The organism is Streptomyces africanus (assembly GCF_002150735.1).
Lineage (GTDB): Bacteria > Actinomycetota > Actinomycetes > Streptomycetales > Streptomycetaceae > Streptomyces > Streptomyces africanus.
The window spans coordinates 319-16,689 of sequence record NZ_MUKA01000023.1 but is presented as its reverse complement, the minus strand read 5'-3'; the positions used below and the strand labels follow the sequence as shown (position 1 = coordinate 16,689).

13 protein-coding genes are annotated in these 16,371 nt (G+C 72.6%); 5 read left to right on the top strand and 8 right to left on the bottom strand.

All coding sequences use genetic code 11. The annotated features are described in order from the left end of the window. Positions 1–154 precede the first annotated feature (154 nt). The gene (locus CCL05_RS03790) at positions 155–2,092 is read right to left on the bottom strand and encodes an amylo-alpha-1,6-glucosidase (protein WP_086559052.1); all 1,938 of its coding nucleotides are present in this window, start codon (positions 2,090–2,092) and stop codon (positions 155–157) included. After that, positions 2,089–3,501: an MGH1-like glycoside hydrolase domain-containing protein gene (locus CCL05_RS03785; protein ID WP_425275887.1), complete on the bottom strand. Its 1,413-nt coding sequence runs from the start codon at positions 3,499–3,501 to the stop codon at positions 2,089–2,091. The genes CCL05_RS03790 and CCL05_RS03785 overlap by 4 nt, the downstream gene beginning before the upstream one ends. A gap of 122 nt (positions 3,502–3,623) precedes the next feature. On the opposite strand from CCL05_RS03785, the gene CCL05_RS03780 reads away from it, so the two are divergent. The 4 genes from CCL05_RS03780 (at position 3,624) to CCL05_RS03765 (ending at position 9,908) form a co-directional block, all read left to right on the top strand. After that, positions 3,624–4,850, top strand: coding sequence for an ROK family transcriptional regulator (locus CCL05_RS03780; protein WP_208641350.1), 1,227 nt, complete (start codon positions 3,624–3,626; stop codon positions 4,848–4,850). Between the two features lie 405 nt (positions 4,851–5,255). Next, entirely contained in the window at positions 5,256–8,003 is a 2,748-nt protein-coding gene (ppdK, locus tag CCL05_RS03775) for a pyruvate, phosphate dikinase (RefSeq protein ID WP_086559049.1), read from the top strand. Between the two features lie 168 nt (positions 8,004–8,171). Next, positions 8,172–8,471: a hypothetical protein gene (locus CCL05_RS03770; protein ID WP_086559048.1), complete on the top strand. Its 300-nt coding sequence runs from the start codon at positions 8,172–8,174 to the stop codon at positions 8,469–8,471. A gap of 99 nt (positions 8,472–8,570) precedes the next feature. After that, positions 8,571–9,908: an erythromycin esterase family protein gene (locus tag CCL05_RS03765; RefSeq protein ID WP_086559047.1), complete on the top strand. Its 1,338-nt coding sequence runs from the start codon at positions 8,571–8,573 to the stop codon at positions 9,906–9,908. Positions 9,909–9,922: 14 nt separating this feature from the next. On the opposite strand, the gene CCL05_RS03760 is transcribed toward CCL05_RS03765, so the two are convergent. From CCL05_RS03760 to CCL05_RS03735, 6 genes are all read right to left on the bottom strand, one after another. Beyond that, complete coding sequence (locus CCL05_RS03760) at positions 9,923–11,113, bottom strand: serine hydrolase domain-containing protein (RefSeq protein WP_244204147.1); 1,191 nt, start codon at positions 11,111–11,113, stop codon at positions 9,923–9,925. After that, on the bottom strand, positions 11,110–11,628 hold the full coding sequence (locus tag CCL05_RS03755; protein ID WP_086559046.1) for an NUDIX hydrolase: 519 nt from the start codon (positions 11,626–11,628) through the stop codon (positions 11,110–11,112). Before CCL05_RS03755 ends, CCL05_RS03760 begins: the two co-directional genes overlap by 4 nt. A gap of 92 nt (positions 11,629–11,720) precedes the next feature. Continuing rightward, positions 11,721–12,221: an excalibur calcium-binding domain-containing protein gene (locus CCL05_RS03750; protein WP_086559045.1), complete on the bottom strand. Its 501-nt coding sequence runs from the start codon at positions 12,219–12,221 to the stop codon at positions 11,721–11,723. Positions 12,222–12,330: 109 nt separating this feature from the next. Next, on the bottom strand, positions 12,331–13,488 hold the full coding sequence (locus CCL05_RS03745; RefSeq protein ID WP_086559044.1) for an alkaline phosphatase PhoX: 1,158 nt from the start codon (positions 13,486–13,488) through the stop codon (positions 12,331–12,333). Between the two features lie 153 nt (positions 13,489–13,641). Beyond that, positions 13,642–15,132 carry a sensor histidine kinase gene (locus tag CCL05_RS03740; protein WP_086559043.1) on the bottom strand — a complete coding sequence of 497 codons (1,491 nt, stop codon included), beginning with the start codon at positions 15,130–15,132 and terminating at the stop codon, positions 13,642–13,644. Next, positions 15,129–15,902 carry a response regulator transcription factor gene (locus CCL05_RS03735; protein WP_086559042.1) on the bottom strand — a complete coding sequence of 258 codons (774 nt, stop codon included), beginning with the start codon at positions 15,900–15,902 and terminating at the stop codon, positions 15,129–15,131. The genes CCL05_RS03740 and CCL05_RS03735 overlap by 4 nt, the downstream gene beginning before the upstream one ends. A 218-nt stretch (positions 15,903–16,120) precedes the next feature. On the opposite strand from CCL05_RS03735, the gene CCL05_RS45870 reads away from it, so the two are divergent. Further along, a partial coding sequence (locus CCL05_RS45870; RefSeq protein ID WP_279629921.1) for a carbonic anhydrase occupies positions 16,121–16,371 on the top strand: 251 nt, incomplete at its 3' end.

The following is a 16,371-nucleotide window of genomic DNA, read 5'->3' as shown; positions in this document are numbered from 1 at the left end:
TCCCGTACGAAACCCGGCGAGGTGGCGGACCCGCGTGGGGGTACGGGTCCGCCGCCGTTCCGTACGGGGCGCCCACCAGGTGTGTTCAGCCCACCGGGCCAGCGCTCGGCAAACACCGGGCAAACGGCCGGCCAACCGGCCCGCCGGCCGGCTCTCAGGCGCCGCCGACCGCCGTGAGCAGTGCCAACGGGGCCGACGCCGACCGGGATTCACGGACGCACGCGTGCGGGTACGGCACCGGCTCGGGGTGGGTGTCGCGGCCGTAGCCCGCGAGGACCTCCGGCAGCCGGTGGCCGGTCGCGCTCGCCGCGTCGACCAGGCCGCGGGCGATCGCGCGGGCCTCGTCGTGCAGCCCGTAGCGGGCCAGGCCCAGCGCGATCAGCGCGTTGTCGTGCGGCCAGACCGAGCCGCGGTGGTAGGAGAGCGGGTGGTAGGCGGGCTGGCCGGCGGCCAGGGTGCGCACGCCCCAGCCGGAGAAGAAGTCCGGCTCCAGCAGGCGCCGGCCGACCTGTTCGCCGTACTCCTTGTCCAGCAGGCCCGACCACAGCAGATGCCCGGCGTCGGAGGCGAGCGCGTCGACCTGCTTGCCCCGGCCGTCGAGCGCGAGGGCCGGGAAGGAGTGCTCCGGCATCCAGAAGTCCCGCTGGAAACGGTCGCGCAGATCGCCGGCCGCCTGCTCCAGCAGGTCCGCGTACGTCGTGTCCTGCCACACCGTGCGCGCCAGCCACGCCGTGCGGCGCAGCGCGTCGTACGCGTAGCCCTGGGCGCCCGCGGCCGTCACCGGGCCGTTGGGCCGGGTGCCCTCGGCGGAGCAGATGGCGCCGGGGGAGTCCTTCCAGTTCTGGTTGGCGAGGCCGCCCTGGTCGGCGCGGTAGACGAGATAGCCGCGCGAGGTCAGGCCGCCGTGGTCCAGCATCCAGCCGACCGCCGCCCGGGCGTGCGGCTCCAGACGGCGGGCCGGGCCGGTCTCGCCGGTCTGCTCGGTGTACGCCCCGAGCAGGACGAGGAACAGGGGTGTGGCGTCGACCGAGCCGTAGTAGCGGCGGTAGGGGACCTGGCCGAAGTGCGCCAGTTCGCCGTGCCGCACCTCGTGCACGATCTTCCCGGGCTGGGCGACCTCGCTGGCACCGGCGTCCGTGGCCTGGGTGGCGGCGAGCGCGGGCAGCGTGGCGGCGGCCAGCCGGGGCCGGTAGGGCAGGGCGAACAGCGAGGTCAGCAGGGCGTCCCGGCCCAGCAGGGTCAGGAACCAGGGCGCACCGGCGGCCGGGACGCGCAGTTCCTCGCCGTCCGGGCCCTTCGCCGGGACCTGGAGCGCGGCCAGGTCGGCGAGGCCCCGGGCGCAGGCCGCGGACAGCTCCGGCCAGCCGGCCGGCAGGGCCACGCCCTCCATGAACCGGCCCTCCCGGTCCAGGAGCTGTTCCTTCAGGGCGGCGGGGGAGCGGGGCACGCGCAGGGCGCGCTTGTCTCCGTGCGGGCGGGCCATGACGCGCAGGACCAGCTCGGCCGTGCCGTGCGGTTCCAGGTCCAGGGTCCACACCAGGCGGCGGGCGCCGGTGCCGGTCTCCTCCACGGCGTCCGGCTGGGGCTCGGCCGTCACCGTCGTGACCGACCGCCACTCGCCGCGCCGGTAGCTGAACTCCACGCCGTGCCCGAGGACCTGGCGGGAGCGGACGGCACCCGCTTTCGTGTAGGTGCGGTGGTCGGCGCGCAGCTCGAACTGGTCGGTGAAGTCGGCGTCGGCGGTGACCGCGAGGCGGACCGTCGTCGGCACCGGACGGTTGCTGGTGACCCGCAGCGACTCCACGAACGAGGCGTCCCCGACGGCCTGTTCGCGGAAGAGCGTGTACGCGGGCGGCTCGTCGCGCCCGCCGCGCGGGACGAGGACGCAAGCCGCGGTGTCCCCGTCGGCCACCGGCGTCAGCGTGTCGGGCACGGCCCCGTCGACGGTGAGCTGCCACCGGCTCAGGTGCCGCGCGTCCCGTACGAACATTCCGTCCGGGGCGCTGCCGCCCCGGTAGCCGCTGATGTCGCCGCGGTCGCCGACGGCGGCGAACGTCCCGCCGTGCACGAGCAGATGATGCCGGTCCGTCATCCCCGGTCCCCTCCCTTGATCGCCGTGACGCCGTTCCTGTCGCCTGCGGGCCGGTCGTGCAGCAGGTCGAGCGTGAGCGCGGCGGTCCAGCCGAAGCCGGTGGCGCCGCAGGCCTGTGCGGTGTACGGGTCCACGTACTCCGCGAAGTCGGAGGCGCCCGCGGTGTGCAGGATCCCCCGGCGCAGGGCGTCGGCCCGGCCGCGCTCGCCGTGCAGCCGCAGCCCGCGCTCCAGCAGCCAGCTGGTGTTGAACCAGGCCGGGCCGCGCCAGTAGCGGTGCGGGTCGAAGGCCTCGCCGAGCAGGTCGTAGCTGGGCACCAGCCGGGTCGTGCCGCCGAGCCCGAAGTGCGGGCCGCTCAGGGTGCGCACCAGGGTGGCCGTGAGGTCGCGCGGCAGGGCCGGCAGCAGCAGCGGGACGAGCCCGGAGACACCGCGCTCGGGGATCAGCTCCCCGGCGCGCACGTCCCGGCACAGGAACATCCCGGCCGACGGCTCCCACAGCCGCTCCACCAGGGCGGCGGTGAGCCGCTCGGCGCGGTCCTGCCGGGCCGAGGCCGCCGCGCCCAGCTCGCGGGCGATCCGGGCCAGGGCGTATTCGGAGGCGATGAGCAGGGCGTTGAACGCCGGGTCCTCCACGGCGAAATCACCCGGTCCGTCGGCGTATCCGCGGTCCCGGTAGTCGCCGGCCAGCCGTACGTACCGCCCGTAGTCCAGATCCGTCGGCCGGTCCTCGGGGGAGCCGTGGGCGAGGTCGGCGCGGCGGAAGGAGCGGGCCGGGGCCGGAGCGACCCGGGAGAGCGGGAGGTCCCAGCAGGGGCTGTTGTCCATACCCTGTTCCCAGGGGTGCACGACGGACACCAGTCCGCCTCCGCCCAGGTCGCGCCGGTGCAGCAGATACCGGTGCCAGGCCGCGAGCCGGGGATACGCCCGGGTGAGGAAGCCGCGCGCCCGGGACAGGCCGGGGTCGGCGAGGTGCACCAGCCACGCGGCCAGCGCGTGGACCGGTGGCTGCACGATCCCGGAGGTCTGTACGGTGCGCGGGGCGCCCGCGGCGCGCCCGGCGGTCGAGGAGCGCCAGAAGTCGGGGCTGGGGAAGTACGCGTCGAGCGGGACGGAGGGGTTGAAGACGATGTGCGGGATCCGCCCGTCCGTCCACTGGGCCGCCAGCAGCGTCTCCAGCTCCGTCTGTGCCCGTAACGGCGACAGGTGCCGCAGGCCGATCGCGATGAACGCCGAGTCCCACGACCACTGGTGCGGATACAGACCGCGCGAGGGCACGGTGGACGAGCCCGTCCAGCCGGCCTCCAGCACGGCGGCGGCCCTGACGTGCAGGGGCGCGGCGGCACTGGACGGATCGTATGCAACGGTTCGTCCTGGGGGACGAGGGGCGCGTTGGGCGGTGCTGTCCACTCGGGGCTCTCCGGTAAGACGTCCGGCCGGGCCGGTTAGGCTGCGGCTACCGTGGGGTTACGTCTATTTAACACGCAAAACCCACTATGTAAGGCAAGGTTGAGAAACACAAGGGGGTGTGCATGACCGGACGGCCCGTCAGAACGGGACGAGGTGCCGGCCAGGCGAGCGCCGGCGAACTGCTCGAACTGGTGCGCAGTCGCCGCGCCGTGACCCGGGGTGCGCTCCAGCAGGCGACCGGACTGTCGCGGGCCACCGTCGGGCAGCGGCTGGACCGGCTCTTCCGCGCGGGCTGGCTGCGCGAGGGCGCCGGGGGGCCGGTGGACTCCCCGCTGGGCGGGCGCCCCTCCATCACCCTGGAGTTCGACGACGAGCACGCGGTGGTCCTGGCCGCCGACCTCGACACCCGGCACGCGCGGGCGGCCGTGCTGTCGCTGAGCGGCGAGATCCTCACCGAGCACTCCGGCACCCTCGTCGTCGAGGACGGGCCGGACGCCGTACTGGGCGAACTCGGCCGCTGGTTCGGCGAGCTGCTGGAGAAGACCGGCCGCGGGGCCGAGTCGGTGTGCGGGGTCGGGCTCGCCGTGCCCGGCCCGGTCGACACCGAGACCGGCCGCGTCGTCCAGCCGCCGATGATGCCCGGCTGGGACGGCTACGACATACGGAGCCGGCTGGCCCGGGCGCTCACCGAGCACACGGGCGCCGCCGCCGTGCCGGTCCTGGTGGACAACGACGCCAACCTCATGGCGTACGGCGAACAGCGCACCGGCTATCCCGACTGCTCCGCCTTCGTGCTGGTCAAGGTCTCCACCGGCATCGGCGCCGGGGTCGTGGTGGACGGCACGATCTTCCGGGGCATCGACGGAGGCGCCGGGGACATCGGGCACATCCGGGTGCCGGAGGGCGCCCAGACGCTGTGCCGGTGCGGTTCCTACGGCTGTCTGGCCGCCATCGCGAGCGGCGGCGCGGTGGCGCGGCGGCTGGCGGAGGCCGGGCTGCCGGCGGCCTCCGGCTCGGACGTGCGGGACCTGCTGGCCTCCGGGCATCCCGACGCGGTCGGCCTGGCCCGGGAGGCCGGGCGCCGGGTCGGCGACGTGCTGGCGACCGTGGTGACGCTGCTCAACCCCGGGGTGCTGATGATCGCCGGGGATCTGGCCGGAACCCCCTTCCTCACGGGCGTGCGCGAACTGCTCTACCAGCGGGCGCTGCCCCGCTCCACCGCCCACCTGGACGTCGTGACGGCACGGCTCGGCGAGCGGTCCGGGCTGGTCGGGGCCGGGGCGATGGTCGTGGAGCACCTCTACGCCCCCGAGCGGGTCGAGGAGCGGCTGCGCGCGCTCGGTGTGTGAGGGGGACATTTCGACCCCGAGACGCGTCCGCATGGTGAAATCCCGTCGGCTGTGGCAGCGTGATTCTCGCCACCCTTGATAAGGGTTGCGCTCAGATGAGCGGATCTTGAGCGGCTGCACTTCTCCAAAGGGTGGCACTGAGTGCCACCCTTTGATCGTTCATCGAGCGAAATCAAGCGTGCCGAACGCCGCTCGTATGAGCGCTCAACGGGCTCAAAGGAGGTTCGTGCGTTCAAGAAGTGAAAACATACGGCTGTGATCGCTTGCCGAGCCTTGACTTTCGATCCGCTGGCGGACGAGTGGTTACAGGCGTATGACGCGCGAGTGGACGTACCCAGAAGCCTTTGATCTGGGTATGTTCCTCGCCGTCAGGGCAGCCACCGCGTCCTCGAGGAGTCGAGACCCGTGTCGGAAAACAAAGATCCCCACGTAGCTGAGCACGGTACGAGTGTTGACGGCGTGAAGTTCGTTTACGACTTCACCGAGGGCAACAAGGACCTCAAGGACCTCCTCGGTGGCAAGGGCGCGAACCTCGCCGAGATGACGAACCTGGGCCTTCCGGTGCCGCCCGGCTTCACGATCACCACCGAGGCGTGCAAGGTCTACCTCGAAAGCGGCGAGGAGCCGGCGGCACTGCGTGACGAGGTGAGTGCGCACCTCGACGCGCTGGAGCAGCGCATGGGCAAGAAGCTCGGCCAGGCCGACGACCCGCTGCTGGTGTCGGTGCGCTCGGGCGCCAAGTTCTCCATGCCCGGCATGATGGACACCGTCCTCAACATCGGCCTCTCCGACAAGTCGGTGCAGGGCCTGGCCAAGCAGGCCGGCGACGACCGCTTCGCCTGGGACTCCTACCGCCGCCTCATCCAGATGTTCGGCAAGACCGTCCTCGGCGTCGACGGCGAGCTCTTCGAGGACGCGCTGGAAGCGGCCAAGGCGGCCAAGAAGGTCACGGTCGACACCGAGCTGGAGGCGGCCGACCTCAAGAAGCTCGTCACCAAGTTCAAGAAGATCGTCAAGACCGAGGCCGGCCGGGACTTCCCGCAGGACCCGCGCGAGCAGATGGACCTCGCCATCCACGCGGTCTTCGACTCCTGGAACACCGACCGCGCCAAGCTCTACCGCCGCCAGGAGCGCATCCCGCACGACCTCGGCACGGCCGTCAACGTCTGCTCGATGGTCTTCGGCAACCTCGGCCCCGACTCCGGCACGGGCGTGGCGTTCACCCGCGACCCCGCCTCCGGCCACCAGGGCGTCTACGGCGACTACCTGCAGAACGCGCAGGGCGAGGACGTGGTCGCGGGCATCCGCAACACCGTGCCGCTCGCGGAGCTGGAGCAGATCGACAAGAAGTCGTACGACCAGCTGATGCAGATCATGGAGACGCTGGAGAACCACTACAAGGACCTCTGCGACATCGAGTTCACCATCGAGCGCGGTGTGCTGTGGATGCTCCAGACCCGCGTCGGCAAGCGCACGGCGGGCGCCGCCTTCCGGATCGCGACCCAGCTGGTGGACCAGGGTCTGATCGACGAGGCCGAGGCGCTCACCCGCGTCAACGGCGCCCAGCTCGCCCAGTTGATGTTCCCCCGCTTCGACGAGAGCGCGAAGGTCGAGACGGTCGGCCGGGGCATCGCGGCCTCGCCGGGCGCCGCGGTCGGCAAGGCCGTGTTCGACTCCTACACGGCGGTCAAGTGGTCGCGGTCCGGCGAGAAGGTCATCCTGATCCGCCGCGAGACCAACCCCGACGACCTCGACGGCATGATCGCCGCCGAGGGCATCCTGACCTCGCGCGGCGGCAAGACCTCCCACGCGGCCGTCGTCGCGCGCGGCATGGGCAAGACCTGTGTCTGCGGCGCCGAGGAGCTGGAGGTCGACACCAAGCGCCGCCGGATGACCGTGCCGGGCGGGCACGTCGTCGAGGAGGGCGACGTCGTCTCCATCGACGGCTCCTCGGGCAAGGTGTACCTCGGTGAGGTACCGGTCGTGCCGTCGCCGGTCGTGGAGTACTTCGAGGGCCGGATGCACGCCGGTGCCGAGGACGCCGACGAGCTGGTCGAGGCGGTCCACCGCATCATGGCGTTCGCCGACCGCAAGCGCCGCCTGCGGGTGCGGGCCAACGCGGACAACGCCGAGGACGCGCTGCGCGCCCGCCGCTTCGGCGCCCAGGGCATCGGCCTGTGCCGCACCGAGCACATGTTCCTCGGCGACCGGCGCGAGCTGGTGGAGCGGCTGATCCTGGCCGACACCCAGGCCGAGCGCGAGGAGTCCCTCAAGGAACTGCTGCCGCTGCAGAAGCAGGACTTCGTCCAGCTCTTCGAGTCGATGGACGGCCTCCCGGTCACCGTCCGCCTCCTGGACCCGCCGCTGCACGAGTTCCTGCCCGACATCACCGAGCTGTCGGTCCGCGTGGCCCTGGCGGAGTCCCGCCAGGAGCCGCACGAGAACGAACTGCGCCTCCTCCAGGCGGTCCACCGCCTGCACGAGCAGAACCCGATGCTCGGCCTGCGCGGCGTGCGCCTCGGCCTGGTCATCCCCGGCCTGTTCACCATGCAGGTCCGGGCGATCGCCGAGGCCGCCGCCGAGCGCAAGGCCGCCAAGGGCGACCCGCGCGCCGAGATCATGATCCCGCTCGTCGGCACGGTGCAGGAGCTGGAGATCGTGCGCGAGGAGGCCGACAAGGTCATCGCCGAGGTCGAGGCGGCCTCGGGCACGCAGCTCAAGCTGTCCATCGGCACGATGATCGAGCTGCCGCGCGCCGCCCTGACCGCCGGCCAGATCGCCGAGGCCGCCCAGTTCTTCTCCTTCGGCACGAACGACCTGACCCAGACGGTGTGGGGCTTCTCCCGGGACGACGTGGAGGCCAGCTTCTTCACCGCGTACCTGGAGAAGGGCATCTTCGGCGTCTCCCCGTTCGAGACGATCGACAAGGACGGCGTCGGCTCCCTGGTCAAGCTCGCCGCCAAGGCCGGCCGCGAGACCCGCCCCGACCTCAAGCTCGGCGTCTGCGGCGAGCACGGCGGCGACCCGGAGTCGGTCCACTTCTTCCACGAGGTGGGACTCGACTACGTCTCCTGCTCCCCGTTCCGCATCCCGGTGGCCCGGCTGGAGGCGGGCCGGGCGGCGGTCCAGTCGCAGGGCAGCGACCACCGGTAGACCCGTGGCCCGTGTGCAGGGCCACTGAAGAACCCGGAGCCGTCGGCGGTCCCCGACCCTCACCGATCGCGGCGGCTCCGGTGCACGGAGAGAGCGGGGCGGCACCTTTTGTGCGGAGGTGCCGCCCCGCTCTTCCGGCTCGTGCCCGGTTGTGAGGGACACTCGGGCATGGACAACAAGCCGGCCCCGGGCACCCTGAGCACAGGCCGTCGTTCGCACCTGGACGAGGCACTGGAGATCTTCGAAGCCGATCTGAACCCGGACGACCCCGTGCACCGGAGCGCGGGACAGCTCGCGAATCTGGCTCTCCAGGTACTCGGTGAGTACGCGGACCTCCTCGCCGAGGCCGACAAGCATCTGCCACCGGCCGAGCGCACCCGCGTCGTGTCCGCCCACAAGGAGCGTGCCGTCGAGGGGCTGTCCCGGCTTGCGGAGATCCTGGACATCGAGATCGAGGACGCCGACTGACGGGACCCTGACGGGTGCGAGGGCTTCGGCGTACCCGTTCGGGCGAATGTCAGGGCCCGCCGCGGCATTGGCCGTTCCGCTCGGGGCACGTATCCGGGTATGCCGAGCCTGCGTCCGTGGCCCCTCGTTCTCGCGTTGATCCTCCTCGCCCCGACCCCCGCCGCCGCCGCTCCCGGCCCTTCGCGGGACCCGGTCGTGCCGGTGCTGGAGCGGGCCGCGAGCCCGCTGCGTACCGCCGAACCCGGCGGCGACCCGAGCGATCTGCGCCCGGTCGGCAGAGCGGTCGGGGACGCGGCCGTGGTGGGGATGGGCGAGGCGACGCACGGCTCGCACGAGTTCCTCACCCTGAAGGACCGGGTCTTCCGCTACCTGGTGGAGCGCCGGGGCTTCCGCACCTTCGCCCTGGAGACGTCCTGGAGCGCCGGAGTACGCCTCGACGACTACGTCGTGCACGGCAGGGGCGACCCGGAGCGCATCATGCGCGAGGACTTCCAGTACACGTACGCGCTGAACCCCACCGCCGAGAACCTGGCCCTGGTGGAGTGGATGCGGCAGTACAACCGCCGCCACCCGCGGGACCCGGTCCGCTTCATGGGCGACGACTGGGGCTACACCGGGCCGGAGCTGTACGACCGGGTGACCGCGTACGTGGGACGGGTCCGGCCGGATCTGGTGGCGCGGTTCGAGGAGCTGTACCGGGGGCTGCGGCCGGCCGTCCCCTCCGGCGAGTACCAGAAGACGTACCTGACCCGGCCGCTCGCCGAACGGCAGGAGATGGCCTCCCGGACCGGACGCGCCCGGGAGCTGCTGGAGTCACTGTCGCCGCGCGGCGGGGCCGGGCGGGAGGAGTTCGCCGAGGTGCTGCGGCACGCGACGGTCATCGACCAGACGGCCACCGGGTACGGCTTCGACTTCGAGGACCCGCAGCAGGTCGCCGAGGCCATGCGGTGGCGGGACGAGGTCATGGCGGACAACGTCGTCTGGTGGCACGAGCACACCGGGCACCGGATCCTGCTGGCCGCCCACAACAACCACGTCGGCTACGACCCCGAGGACCCGCAGGTCCTGCCCAGGACCCAGGGCGCGGTCCTGCGCGACCGGCTCGGCAGCGGGTACGTGAGCGTCGGGCTCACCTTCGGCCGGGGCTCGTTCAAGGCCACCGACCCGGAGGAGACGCGCATGCTCACCCACACGGTCGGCCCGCCGCAGCCCGGCAGCAACGAGCACACCCTCGTCCGGGTGCGCCACGACCGCTGGGTCCTGGACCTGCGGACCGCCCCGGAAGCGGCCCGCGCCTGGCTCGCCGAAGCCCGGCCCACGCGCAGTGTCGGCACCGCCTATCCGGGAGAGCGGAACTGGTTCGACACCGCGCTGGGCCGCTGCTTCGACGTGCTGATCCATCAGGACCGGGTGCGGGAAGCGGAACTGCTGTCCTGAAAGGCCCGGGGGTGTCACCGCCGGCACAGCATCCGGTCGATGAGCCCCTGGAGGACCTTCTCCGTGGCGAGGAGCCGGGCCTCGTCGGTGGTCCGGCCGCCGGCCGTGACGACCACGGACCGCCGGCCGTCGGCGGTGAAGCCCGTTCTGACGAAGGTGCCTTCGAGGTCCCCGTGGTGGCCCCAGCGGCTGCCGCCGCACGGCAGGGGCTGTTCCATCAGGCCGAGGCCGTACCGCATCCCCGGCGTGAACTGCTGGTGCTCCTCGTTGGCGGGGACGGTGGTGCGCATCGCGGCGCGTTCGCGGGGCGGCAGCAGCCGGCCGGTGAGCAGGGCCGTGAAGAACCGGTCCAGGTCGCGGGAGGTGGAGACCAGCGACCCGGCCGCGTCGGCCCACGCCATGGTGCGGACGGTGGTGTCGGTGTAGCCGTCCGACCCGGTGAACCGGTGGTAGACGTGCGCGTACGGCTGCGGCAGGTACGGGTCGTCCCCGGGGACGCGGGTGCCGCGCAGGCCCAGCCGGCGGATGATCCGGTCCTCCACCTCCTCCGCCCAGGGCCGCCCCGTCACTTTCTCGACGAGGGCGCCCAGCAGGAGGTAACCGGTGTTGGAGTAGCTCCAGTCGGGCTCGGGGTCGTCCGGGTCGGCAGGGGGGAAGTCCGGGGCGTGCCGCAGGGCGGCGGCGACGATCCGCGCGGGGTCGATGTGGTCGAATCTGTGCCGCTCGAAGTCCTGGGCCGTCCTGCCGGTCAGCTCAGTGGTGTCGTAGTCGTACAGGCCGCTGGTGTGCTGGAGCAGGTGCCTGACGGTGATCCGGCTGCCGTCGTTGCCGTGCCCCTGGACGAGGCCGGGCAGCCAGTGCTCGACCGTGTCGCGCAGGGACAGCCGCCGCTCGGCGGCCAGTTGGAGCACGGTCGTGGCCACGAACGACTTCGTGACGCTGGCGGCCCGGAAGTGCGCGCCGCCGGGCACGGGCCGGCCGGTGCCGAGGGCGGCCTCCCCCGCGCCCGCCTCGACGGTGTGCCGCCCGTCCCGCACGCGGATGTGCAGGTTGACCGCCCCGGTGGTGTCCAGGGCCGTGGCCGCCTCGCGCCGCAGCCGCTCCGGCGTGAGGGGCGTGGTGACCGGGGACGACGGTGTGTGGAGGGCCACGGACAGCGCGAGGGACGCCAGGACGACCGCCGCCAGGCGGCGCGGCCCGGTCACCGGGGCAGGCCTTCCCGCAGGGTTACGACGGTGCCGGTCAGGGCGGCCTCGTGCAGGGCGGTGAGGGCCGGCAGCGGGGTCGCCAGCGGGAGGGCGTTCAGGTCGGCGAGGGCGAACAGGCCGTCCTGGTCGTGCTCGTCGCTGCGCCTGACGGGCTGCCCGGGGGCAAGACGACCGCCGTGGAAATAGAAGTCGATCACCGGGCCCGTGCCCTTCACGTCGGCCCGGTGGTCGTAGCCGATGAGCCGGGGCTCCCGGTCCAGGGCGATGCCGGTCTCCTCGTGCAGCTCCCGGTGCGCGGCACCGAGCGGGTCCTCCCCGTGGTCGAGCATGCCGCCCGGCAGCCCCCAGAGTCCGGCACCGGGCTCGTCCTCGGCGTAGCGCAGCAGCAGCATCCGGTCCTCGGCGTCGAGGAGCAGCACGCACGAGGCGACGATGGTCTGCGGCAGCGTCCTGACCCACTCGTCACGCGGCAGCACGCGCGGTACGTCGGTGGCGGGCACGGTCGTGTCCACGGTGGTGTTCCTTCCGTCGTCCGGGCAGCCCGCGACGAGCTGCCCGAACGGTGGAACGGCCCAGCGCGCCGATGGTCACCGGTGTACTCGTGTCACGTGTCGCAGGCGATGCCGTCGTTGTCCCGGTCCAGATGGGAGGCGTAGCCGGGTTCACCACGGTGGATGGGGGCGGCACCGGCGGCACGGACGGCGTCGCAGTTGGCGTAGGAGACGTCCGCCGAGCCGCCCGAGCCGCCGGAACCGCTGTCGTCGGAGCCGCCGCCCGCGGCCGGTCGTGCGGTGACCGTGACGGTGGCTCTGACGGTCTTGGTGGCGGTGACCGTGGGAGCGGGTTCCGGCTTCTTCGCCAGCGGTGTCGCGGTGGCGGTGGTGGTCGCGGTGACCGTGACGGTCGGCCGCGGCTTCGCGGCCGCGGGCTTCGCATCGCCCGTCGTGTCGCCGGAGGCGCCGATACCGACACCGATGAACCAGGCCAGGCCGAGGGCGGGCAGCACATAGCGCTTCCTGGCCCAGCGGGGCGCCGGGCGTGCGGGCTGCGGCGCGGGCGGCACGGGACAGGGGTTGGCGTTCGGGCCGGTGTAGGGATGGGTCATGGTCGTCCCCCCAGTGGTGACACGTGAGGGGACGACCGTAGGTCCGGGAGGCGCCGGATGGCGGAGAGGTGACCATTTTGTGATGGTCACGTGAAGCCCGGTGGGGCGGCTATGCGCGGAACGGGCCCTTCACCTCGTAGGTGATGCCGCCCGAGGAGCTGCCACTGGTGCCGCGCTGGCTGGAGAAGTACAGGCGGGTGCCGTCCGGGGAGAAGGCCGGGCCCGTGATCTCGGAGCCGGACTGGCCGTCGATGCGGAGGAAGGGGGCGACCACGTCGTCGGGCGTGATGACGCAGATCTCCATGTTGCCGCCGTCCTCGGCGACGAAGAGGTCACCGGAGGCGGCGCCGGTGACGTTGTCCACCCCGGTGAGCGGGGCCGTGCCGCTCGTCACCAGGGAGTCGTCGTAGGCGAGTTCGATGGTCTGGGCGGCGGCGTCGTACTGCCAGACGCGGTTGTCGCCCTTGGTGGTGAACCAGCAGGTGTCGTTCGCGTAGTAGCAGCCCTCGCCGCCGTTGAAGTGCTTGGCGCCGGAGACCTGGCCGCGGGTGGCCGTCGCGCCGGAGGGGTCGGGGACCCGGGCCCAGGTGACCGGGCCGCTGGTGCCGCTGCCGGCCACCAGGACCTCCAGCGTGCCGGAGGACAGGTCGCCCCAGGTCGTCGGGCGGAAGCGGTAGAAGCAGCCGTCGGTGACGTCCTCGGTCAGGTAGACGACCTGGCGGACCGGGTCGGCCGCCGCCGCCTCGTGCTTGAAGCGGCCCATGGCGTCGCGGCGCACCGCCGCCTTCGCGCCCCAGGGGTCCGTCTCGTAGACGTAGCCCCGGTCCACCTCCTCGCAGGACAGCCAGGTGTTCCACGGCGTCCTGCCGCCGGCGCAGTTCTGGCGGGTGCCGGAGAGGATGCGGTACGCGCCCGTGACCGCGCCGGTCGAGGAGAACCTCACCGCGCTCGCGCCGCCCGACGGGTTGATCTCGGAGTTGGAGACATAGATCCAGCCCGTGCCGTCGGCGTAACAGGCGCCGCCGTCCGGGGCGTTGTGCCAGGTGTACGACGTGGTCCCGACCCGCTGGCCCGAGCGGGCGATCACCCGGCTGGTGAAGCCGGCGGGGAGTCTGATGCCGTTGGCGTCCGGGGAGCTCAGCGGCCCGTAGGGGCCGGTGCCGGGCTGGGCCGGGGCCGCGTACGCGGCGCCGCGCCACAGGGTTCCGCCCAGGGCGGCCGACGTGCCGCCGAGGACGGCCGCACGCAGGAGGCTACGACGTTCCACTCTCACTCCAAGAGGTGCCGTACCGCCCTGCCGCCGGTCGACGGCAGGGTTGTGCGTGGGGGGAGGCGAGAGGGACGCTAACCGGACTGAGTTGACGGGGCATGGACAATTCGTGGCCCCGCGGCGGCATGCTGTGTGCCGTCGTTCGTGGGCTCACGCGGGCAGTGCCGGGGCCTCCCGTCTCCGGGTGGACCTCGGGCGGTCGGTGCCCGGGCCGTGTCCCTCGGCGGGCGGTCGTACGGACGGCAGGCGGATCACCACGTCCAGGCCGCCCGTCGCCGCCGCGTGCAGGGTCGCCTCGCCGCCGCTGGCGTGGGCGAGGCGCTGCACCAGGGCGAGGCCGAGTCCCGAGCCGCCCTTGGGCGCGCCCGGGGCGCGCCAGAAACGGTCGAAGGCGCGGGCCCGCTGCTCCTCCGTCATGCCGGGGCCCTCGTCGGTGACGTGCAGGTCCACCCAGCGGGGGCGGTTGTCGCGCAGGGCGCGCCGGGGCGGGGCCGGCATCCGCAGTTCGATCGTGACGGTGCTGCCGGGCGGGGACGCCCGCAGGGCGTTGGACAGCAGGTTGTCCATGATCTGCTCGACGGCTCCCGGCACGGCCAGCACCGGGCCGACGCCGCCCGCGAAGAGTGCGAGGGAGACGTTCTCCCGCGCGAACAGGGGCTGCCAGGTGCGGTGCCGTTCCGCGCAGACCGCGCCCAGGTCGACCGTGACGGGGATCGCCGCGTGCTCCTCCAGCCGGGCCATCGCCAGCAGGTGCTCGACCATCCGGGCGAGCCGGTCCGTCTCCGTGACGGCCGCGGTGAGGCTGCCCCGGGCCCGGGCGGCGACGTCCGGCTCCAGGTTCTCCAGGCGCAGCCGCAGCGCCGCGAGCGGGGTCTTCAGCTGGTGCGAGGCCTCGCCGGCGAACGCCCGCTGGGAGGCGAGCAGATGGGCGAGCCGGGCCGCGGTGCGGTTGAACGCGGTGGCCAGACTGAGCACTTCCGGCGGGCCCTTCGTGATCGTCACCGGGGTGAACCGGCCGCCGCCCGCCGCGAGTTCGTGCGTCGCCTGCTCCAGTTCGCGGATGGGGCGGCCGGCCCAGCGGGCGAAGGCGAAACCGACCACGGCCACGGCCGTCAGCACGGCGAGACCGCCCAGGGCGAGCAGCAGCCACACGTGGTGGACCCGCTCGTGCACCGTCCGCGTGGGCACCGTCAGCCACACGGCACCCACGGGCCGGGCCTCCGGACCGACCGGCGCGGCCACCGACAGGTACTCGACCCCGCCGATCGTGGAGGTGCGCACGTCCACCGTCGAGGTGCCGCGCAGCGCGGCCGCGATGCCCGGCCGGTCGGCCAGGGCGCCGGACACCGAGGTGTCCACCGGATGCGAGGTGGCGAGCGTCGCGCCCGAGGCGGCGACGACCACGACCTTCCCGCCGATGCGCTTCGCGCAGTGCGCGACCCGCGCGGGCAGGTCCCGCTCGGCCCGCCCCGCCGCGAGGGACAGCGCGGCGTACGCGGAGACCGATTCGGCCTCGTCCTTCGCCGCGTTGACCACCTGCTCCCGCTCGCCGCGCGAGTAGACGAAGCCCAGCGGGATCTCCAGGCAGAGCAGCACCAGCGCGGCGAGGGTGAGGTAGCTGATCAGCAGCCGACGGGTCATGGAGAGGCCACCTGCGGGGCGTTCGGCCCCGTGTGCACCGCCAGCCGGAAGCCCACGCCCCGCAGGGTCCTGATCCAGGCCGGGTGGCCCAGCTTGCGGCGCAGCGCGGCCACATGGACGTCCAGCGTCTTGGTCGGGCCGTCGTAGTGCGGATCCCAGACCCGGTCGAGGATCTGCTGGCGCGAGTAGACCGCGCCCGGGTCCTCGCTGAGGAGCGCCAGCAGGTCGAACTCCTTGGGGGTGAGCGGGACGGGGGAGTCGCCGACCCAGACCTGGCGGGTACGGCGGTCCACGACGAGCGGGCCCGGGTCGTGCGGGGGGTCGTACGACGGTGTGGCAGGGGAGTCCTCCGGTGTGGCTGGTGTGCCCTGCGCGCCCAGTGTGCCCGGTGGCTCGGGGAAGGGCTGCCGGGTGCGTTGCGTGCGGCGGGTCACCGCGCGGACCCGGGCCACCAGTTCCCGCACGCTGAATGGTTTCGCCAGGTAGTCGTCGGCGCCCAGTTCCAGGCCCAGCACGCGGTCGGCCTCCTCGCCGCGGGCGCTGAGGATGACGATGGGCACGTCCGAGACCTGGCGGATGCCGCGGCAGACGTCGATGCCGTCCATGTCCGGCAGTCCCAGGTCGAGCAGGACGACATCGTTGTACGGGCCTCTCAGCCCGTCCGTGCCCGTGGCGACATGATCGACCGTCAGTCCGAAGTGGCCCAGCCCTTCGGTGAGCGGCTCGGCGATCGTCTCGTCGTCCTCGATGAGCAGCACTCGTAGGCCCATACGTCCTGTCTCTCCGTGAAACCGGCATGAATCCGGGCAGCGTGAATTCGCATTCTCCGCCCCTGGAGTTCACACGCTACAAGATGACCGTTCGTCTGGGTATCCGGACAAAGAATGTTCAATTTCTGGCCGGGCTCTTCAGTTTGCTTAACCTTCCACTGTAGGTCGTCCGTCTACGGTGGGGTGCACAGATCGAAACCGCAGCTCAGGAGGCGGAGATGAAGGCATTGCTGGATCGTGCCCGCACGTTCAGGACGCGCGTCGATTTCGACAGCGGCGAATACCGGAAACTGGCCGAAGGGCAATATCCGGAGGCGTTGTTCATCACCTGCTCGGACTCCCGGGTCATACCCGCACTCATCACGGGTGCACGGCCCGGGGAGATATTCGAGCTGCGCAACGCGGGCAATATCGTGCCGCCGTACGGACGGCCCGGGGCCTCGGGAGAGGCGGCCACCATCGAGTACGC

What these genes read in the sequence shown, in the direction of transcription:
- CCL05_RS03790 (WP_086559052.1), bottom strand. Translation starts at nt 2,092, where the DNA reads ATGACGGACCGGCATCATCTGCTCGTGCACGGCGGGACGTTCGCCGCC.
- CCL05_RS03735 (WP_086559042.1), bottom strand. Translation starts at nt 15,902, where the DNA reads ATGGGCCTACGAGTGCTGCTCATCGAGGACGACGAGACGATCGCCGAG.
- CCL05_RS03780 (WP_208641350.1), top strand. Translation starts at nt 3,624, where the DNA reads ATGACCGGACGGCCCGTCAGAACGGGACGAGGTGCCGGCCAGGCGAGC.
- CCL05_RS03765 (WP_086559047.1), top strand. Translation starts at nt 8,571, where the DNA reads ATGCCGAGCCTGCGTCCGTGGCCCCTCGTTCTCGCGTTGATCCTCCTC.
- CCL05_RS03750 (WP_086559045.1), bottom strand. Translation starts at nt 12,221, where the DNA reads ATGACCCATCCCTACACCGGCCCGAACGCCAACCCCTGTCCCGTGCCG.
- CCL05_RS03770 (WP_086559048.1), top strand. Translation starts at nt 8,172, where the DNA reads ATGGACAACAAGCCGGCCCCGGGCACCCTGAGCACAGGCCGTCGTTCG.
- CCL05_RS03740 (WP_086559043.1), bottom strand. Translation starts at nt 15,132, where the DNA reads ATGACCCGTCGGCTGCTGATCAGCTACCTCACCCTCGCCGCGCTGGTG.